General features: G+C 72.8%; 3 protein-coding genes. 2 read left to right on the forward strand and 1 reads right to left on the reverse strand.

Annotated features, from left to right (window positions below; all coding sequences use genetic code 11):
• A partial coding sequence (locus tag ACWCSD_RS46075) for a chorismate-binding protein (RefSeq protein ID WP_449925011.1) occupies positions 1 to 1,146 on the reverse strand: 1,146 nt, incomplete at its 3' end.
• A 239-nt stretch (positions 1,147 to 1,385) separates the two neighbouring features.
• Between ACWCSD_RS46075 and ACWCSD_RS46080 the strand changes: the two genes are divergently transcribed.
• Together ACWCSD_RS46080 and ACWCSD_RS46085 are read left to right on the forward strand one after the other, a co-directional pair.
• Positions 1,386 to 2,825: a glycosyltransferase family 39 protein gene (locus ACWCSD_RS46080; RefSeq protein WP_449925014.1), complete on the forward strand. Its 1,440-nt coding sequence runs from the start codon at positions 1,386 to 1,388 to the stop codon at positions 2,823 to 2,825.
• A 138-nt stretch (positions 2,826 to 2,963) separates the two neighbouring features.
• On the forward strand, positions 2,964 to 5,927 hold the full coding sequence (locus tag ACWCSD_RS46085) for a S8 family serine peptidase (RefSeq protein WP_449925017.1): 2,964 nt from the start codon (positions 2,964 to 2,966) through the stop codon (positions 5,925 to 5,927).
• Positions 5,928 to 6,006 lie beyond the last annotated feature (79 nt).

Raw genomic sequence — 6,006 nt, forward strand, 5'->3', positions numbered from 1 at the left:
GTGGATCAGGCGCGAGTAGAGCTCGATCTGGCGGCGGCCGATGACCTTGACCGTGCCGGGGACGCAGATGCGCGACTTGTCGTTGCGGTCGACGTCGGTGCACATGGTCAGCTCCGACTCCTCCTTGACGCTGCTCAGGAGGGTGCGGATGGCCTCGGCGTCCTCGACCGGGTTGCTGCCGCGGGCGATGGTGCCGGAGATGGGGCAGGTCTCGACGCGGTCGCCGTTGACCCGGACGTACATCTCGGGCGAGGCGCCCACGAGGTGCTCGCCGTCGCCGAGGCTGATGATGAACTCGTACGGCGCCGGGTTGCTGTGGCGCAGGCCGCGGTAGAAGGCCGACGGGTCGGTGCAGACGGCGTGGAAGACCTGGCCGGGCACGACCTCGAACAGGTCGCCGCGCTTGAACCGCTCCTTGGCGGCGGCCACGACCTTGGCGTACTCGCCGCGCACCGGGTCCTTCGGCAGCTCGCCGGGGACGACCTGCGGGACGGAGCTGCCGGTGCGCTCCAGGCCGCGGGTGGTGGCGCCGTCGACGGTGAACTCGTAGCGGTACTCGACGCTGGTCTCGCGCTGGCGGTCGATGACGACGATCCGGTCGGGCAGGTGGAGCACCAGGTCACGCTGGTCGTCGGGACGGGCCAGCTCCTGCCGGATGGGCTCGAACTGGAAGGCCAGGTCGTAGCCGAAGGAGCCGTAGAGGCCGAGGTGGGGGTCGTCGCCCGCGAAGGCGGCGATGACCTCGCGGATCGCGGTGAACACGGTGGGCCGGCGGCTGCGCATCTCCTCCGGCAGCAGGTCTTCGGACTCCGGGACGTGCACCTCGACGCGGTCGGGCGTCGGCTCGCTGACCGGCTTGCCGGCGGCGAGCAGGCAGGAGGCCACGGCGGGCAGCACGACCCTGCCGCGCTCGTTGAGCGCGGTCGCCGAGATGACCCGCCCCTTGGCGACCAGCTCCAGGCAGGGGTCGACGTAGCCGAAGGCCCATCGGCTGTAGCGGCCCGGGTAGTCCATGCCCGACGAGAAGGCGCCGCCGCGCCGCTCGCCGAGCGCGGTCACGATCTCTTCGAGCGCCTCTTCCGACACGTCGCGTGCCTCGCGCTCGACGCCGACGCCCCCGGCGGTGGTATATCCGCTGGTCTCCACTTGCTGCCCCTTACCACGTCACATCATGAGGCCCCGGGGGCGGACACGAGAAAGGCCGCCATCCGGGGCGGCCGTCCTTTGAGAGGAATGCGAAAACGCGCCGCCTAGGAGCGGCGCCACCACTGGATCTGAGGGCGATTTCGCATGCCCCCCAGGTTAACCGCCGGACCAAGATCGCGCAACGCGACACCCGCTCAGGCAGTGACAAAGGGCGGGCAATGGATCTAGCCTCGACGTCCATGGAACGGCCCTGGGCGTGGCGTCCGGTGACGGTGACCGCGGTCCTGACCGCCGGCGTGGCCCTCGCACTGAGCCCCTGGTACGGCTACCACCGCGACGAGCTGTACTTCCGGGTCCTGGCCGGCCACCCGGCCTGGGGGTACGTCGACCAGCCCCCGCTGACGCCCATGCTGGGCAAGGCGGCGCTCGGGCTGTTCGGCGACACGGTGACGGCGCTGCGGGTGTTCCCCGCGCTGGCCGCGGCGGCCGTGGTCGTGCTGGTGGCGCTGGTGGCGCGGGAACTGGGCGGCGACCGGCTCGCCCAGACGATGGCCGCCGTGGGCGCGGCGACCGGGGCGTACACGCTGATCGCGGCGCACACGCTGCTGACGGTCAGCTTCGACCTGCCGCTGTGGACGGCGGCGCTCCTGTTCGCGCTCCGGGCGCTGCTGCGCGAGCAGCCGCGCTGGTGGCTCGCGGCGGGCGCGGTGATCGGGCTGGCCACCTACAACAAGCACCTCATCGCGCTGCTGGTGCTGGGCCTGGCGGCGGGCCTGCTGATCGCCGGGCCGCGGCGGGCGCTGGGCAGCCCGTGGTTGTGGGGCGGCGCGCTGGTGGCCGCCGTGCTGGCCGCGCCGAACCTGGTCTACCAGGCCACGCACGGCTGGCCGCAGCTGTCGATGGCCGCCGCGCTCAGCGCGGACAAGGGCGCCGAGATGCGGGTGATGTTCGTGCCGATGCAGCTCACGCTGTTCGGGCCGGTGGTGTCGGTGGTCGCGGCGCTGGGGTTCGTCCGGCTGTGGCGCGACCGGCGGGTGCGGGCGGTGGCGGTGGCCTATCCGGTGACGGCGGTGCTGACGCTGGTCAGCGGCGGGCGTTTCGACTACACCGCGGGACTGATCGTGGCGCTGTTCGCGGCCGGGTGCGTGAGCGTGTCGCGGGCGCGGGCCGGGCGGGTGCGCGCGGCGTGGGCGTTCCTCGCGGTCAACGCGGCGGCCTGCGCGGTGCTCGCGCTGCCGCTCGTGCCGGTCGGCGCGCTGGCCGCCACGCCGGTGCCGGCGATCAACGAGGTGGCCCGCGAGTCGGTCGGCTGGCCCCGCTTCGCCGCCGCCGTCGGCGGCGTGCTGCGGTCGCTGCCGCCGGACGAGCAGGCCCGCGCGGTGGTCGTGACGGGCAACTACGGCGAGTACGGCGCCCTCGGCCGGGCGGGCCTGACCCGCGTGTACTCCGGCCACAACCAGCTCTGGGCGTACGGCCCGCCGCCGGACGACGCGACCGTGGCGATCCTGGTGAACGCGGGCGGCCGGGCCCGCGCGCTGTTCGGCTCCTGCGAGCAGAAGGCCCTCGTGGACAACGGCGTGGACGTCGACAACGAGGAGCAGGGCATGCCGGTGTGGCTCTGCCGGGATCCCGTCCGGCCGTGGTCCGCCACCTGGCCGATGTGGCGACATTTCAGCTGACCACATTACATTTCGGGACTTATCCGAGCTTGTTAGGATCAGCGCCCTTGCTTTCCCGACAGGATCTCTTCACCCTTCTCGACAGAGGCGGAAAGATCACCTCTTCCTCACCGTCGTGAACGTCGTGAAGGAGAGCACGTGCGCAACACCCTCACCTGGCGTGCGATCCTGACCGGGATCGTCACCGCCGCCGCCCTGGCCGTCCCCCAGGCCCCGGCGCACGCGGCGCCCGATCCCGGCAAGATCTCCCAGACCGTCCAGGCCGAGCTGGACAAGGACGGCAAGGCCACCTTCTGGGTCCGGATGAAGGGCACCGCCGACCTCGGTGCCGCCCGCCGGGCCGCCACCAAACGGGCCAGGACGCAGCTGGTCTACCAGGCCAAGACCGAGCGGGCCAGGACCTCGCAGGCCGGGCTGGTCAAGCTGCTGGACGCCCAGAAGGCCGACTACACCTCGTACTGGATCGTCGACGCCGTACGGGTGACCGCGGACGCCAAGCTGGCGTCGGCGATCAGCGAGCTGCCCGAGGTGGACCGGATCGACCCGGTCACCGTCGTGGCGCTGCCCGAGCCCGTGACCGGCCGGGCCGAGCCCAGGGCCGGCGCGGTCGAGTGGAACGTCGACCGGATCGGCGCCCCGCGGGTGTGGAGCGAGCTGGGCGACCGGGGCGAGGGCATCGTGGTCGCCTCCATCGACTCCGGCGTCCAGTACGACCACCCCGACCTGGCCGCGAGCTACCGGGGCAGGAACCCCGACGGCTCCTACACCCACGACTACAACTGGTTCGACCCGGCGCGCGTCTGCCCCTCGGCGGCGCCGTGCGACAACAACGGCCACGGCACGCACGTCATGGGCACGATGGCGGGCGCGAACGGCATCGGCGTGGCGCCCGGCGTGCGCTGGATCGCCGCCAAGGGCTGCGAGGTCAACACCTGCACGGACGCCTCGCTGCTGGCCGCCGGCCAATGGGTGCTGGCCCCGACCGACCTGAACGGCGCCAACCCGCGTCCCGACCTCGCGCCGGACATCGTCAACAACTCCTGGGGCGGCAACGGGTTCGACCCGTGGTACGTCGAGACCGTCCAGGCGTGGGTGGCCGCGGGCATCTTCCCCGCCTTCGCCAACGGCAACGAGGGACCGGCCTGCCGCACCAGCGGCTCGCCCGGCCAGTACGCGATCAGCTACAGCGCGGGCGGCTTCGACGTCAACAACGTGCTGTACAGCAGGTCGAGCAAGGGCGAGGGCCAGGACGGCGAGATCAAGCCGAACATCGCGGCCCCCGCGGTGAACGTGCGCTCCGCCGTCCCGGACGACGACTACGACTCCTACACCGGCACCTCGATGGCCTCTCCGCACGTGGCCGCCACGGTGGCGCTGATCTGGTCGGCCGCGCCCCGGCTGCAGGGCGACGTGGCCGCGACCCGGCCGCTGCTGGACCGCACGGCGATCGATGTGGCCGACACGAGCTGCGGCGGCACCGCGGCCGACAACAACGTCTGGGGCGAGGGCCGGCTGGACGCCTACGCCGCCGTCCAGGCCGCGCCGGACGAGGGGCTGGGCGAGCTGCGCGGCACGGTCACGGCGGCCGGCGAGCCGGTGCCGGGCGTGACGGTCAAGGTGACCGGGCCGCTGGCGCGCGCGGTCGTCACCGGGCAGGACGGCACGTACACGATCCCGCGCCTGCTGCCCGGCGAGTACGCGCTGACGGCGGAGAAGTTCGGCTACGACCGCGGCAGCGCCACCGCCACGGTGACCGCCGAGCAGGTCACGACCGGCGACGTGACGCTCGTCCGGCAGCCGTCCGGCACGCTGTCGGGCACGGTGAGCACGGCCGGCGTGCCCGAGCCGGGCGCGACCGTGGCCGCCGGCGGCACGCCGGTGAGCGCGGTCACCGACGCCTCCGGCCGGTACACGATGACGCTGCCGCGCGGGACGTACACGCTGACGGTCACCCCGGTCTCGCGCTGCTCCAGCGCCGGGAGCGCGCAGGTCTCCATAGACGGGGACGACGGGAGCACGGTCAGGGACGTGGAGCTGCCGCTGCGCGGCGACGGCTTCGGCTACACCTGCCGGGCGGCGGCGCAGCCGTACGTCGCCGGGACCGAGAAGCTGGCGCTGACCGGCGACGACGAGGCCGTGCAGGTGACGCTGCCGTTCGCGGTCCCGTTCTACGGAACCGGGCAGTCCAGGGCGTGGATCAGCACGAACGGGCTCGTCACCTTCGCCGCCGACCGGGTCACCACGGGCAGCAACAGCCGCCTGCCGGGCACGGGCACGCCGAACAACGCGGTCTACCCGTACTGGGACGACCTGAAGGTGGACGCCGAGGCGGGCGTCTACACCGGCGTGGCAGGCACGGCCCCGCACCGCCAGTACGTCGTGGAGTGGCGCAACGTCACCTTCTACAGCGGGACCGGCGAGCGGGTGTCGTTCGCGGCGCTGCTGGGCGAGGACGGCTCGGTCTCCTTCCGGTACAAGGACGTCGAGAGCGAGCGCGAACAGGGCGCCAGCGCCACGGTCGGCATCGAGAACGCGGCCGGCACGGACGCGCTGCTCTACTCCTACGAGGAGGCCGCGCTGGCCACCGGCCGGGGCGTGACGTTCACCGCGAGCCGGCACGGCCTGGTGACCGGCGTGGTCACCGACGCCAACGACGGCCAGCCGCTGGCCGGGGCGTCGGTGAAGCTGGGCGACGTGGCCTCGTTCACGACCGGCGCGGACGGGTCGTTCTTCGGGCAGGTCCCGGCGGGCGACCACGACGTGGTGGTGGCCAAGGAGAACTACGGCACCTTCACCAAGCCGGTCACGGTCGCGCCCGGCACGCTGACCAGGATCGACACCGCCCTGGTCACCGGCCGGGTGAGCGCCTCGGCCGCCGAGCTGACCGCGGTCATGCCCGCCGGGGCGACCAGGACGCGCACGCTGGAGCTGACGAACCTGGGCTCCCCCACCGCCTACACGGTGACGAGCGACGCCGACTGGGCGTCGGTCACGCCGCAGGCGGGCGAGCTGGCCAAGGGCCAGAAGGCGACGCTGCGGGTGACGCTCTCCGCCGCCGGGGTGACGCCCGGCGGGATGCGCACCGGCTCTTGGCACCCTTGAGTCATAGGGACTTGAGGGAGATGACAGATGAACGCGAACGAGCCTCGCGAGCAGGGCACCGGTGGGTGGAGCCAGTTCG

The sequence above is a fragment of the Nonomuraea sp. NPDC001684 genome (assembly GCF_053596515.1).

What these genes read in the sequence shown, in the direction of transcription:
- ACWCSD_RS46080 (WP_449925014.1), top strand. Translation starts at nt 1,386, where the DNA reads ATGGAACGGCCCTGGGCGTGGCGTCCGGTGACGGTGACCGCGGTCCTG.